Source organism: Pararhizobium sp. DWP3-4, assembly GCF_049898205.1.
GTDB lineage: Bacteria > Pseudomonadota > Alphaproteobacteria > Rhizobiales > Rhizobiaceae > Pararhizobium.
Window position 1 is genome coordinate 1 of record NZ_JAFCXF010000044.1, and the last position, 738, is coordinate 738.

At 59.8% G+C, this 738-nt stretch carries 1 pseudogene; it reads right to left on the reverse strand.

The features are described 5' to 3' along the window. Window positions 1-636, reverse strand: a pseudogene (locus ACP7E6_RS29435) (ISNCY family transposase); the annotation flags it as partial. Window positions 637-738: the final 102 nt, after the last annotated feature.

The following is a 738-nucleotide window of genomic DNA, read 5'->3' on the forward strand; positions in this document are numbered from 1 at the left end:
GACCTTGTTACCGGCGAGCGTCTTGGCGAGATCCGTCGGATCGAGGATGAACAGCACCTTGTCATAGCGCAGCGTCAGGGCCTGTGACAGCTTGCGCACTTCCTTGCGGCACATGGCGCGATCGAGGTTCTCATGCGCGGCAAACGACCGATGCATGTCCTTCGGATTGCGAGGCTCCTTGCCAAAGCGGCGATTGAAGTCGGCCATGAATTCCGACGCATAGGCATTGGCCGACGCGATCGTGTCGATGCCACGCAGCCGTAACTCCTTCACCAGCCGATCCTGCAGCGTCTGGTTGGCGCGCTCGACGCGCCCTTTGGCCTGCGGGCTATTGGCGCAGATGATGTCGATGTTGAGCTCATAAAGCGCCCGCCCGAATTGTGTCAGGCCACTGGTTCTGTCCTGCTGCGAAGCATGGGTGGTGCGGAAAACCCCATGCTTGTCGCTGTAGAACGCGATCGGCTTGCCCCATTGCTGCAGGTAAGCCTTCGTCGCGTGCAGATAGTCGAAGGTGTTCTCCGAGCCGGCAAAGCGCAGATGCAACAGCTTGCCGGTGGCATCGTCGATATAGACGAGCAGGGCGCATTTGGGACCGCGATTCTCAAACCACCAGTGATGCGACCCGGTGGAGTGGACGCCCCCCCGGCGGCATCAAACGTGCCAAAGTGCGGGTGTGCTTAGAACCAGCAAGGAGGACGTCCATGAACGAGATTAGCATCATCGGCCTGGATTTGGCAA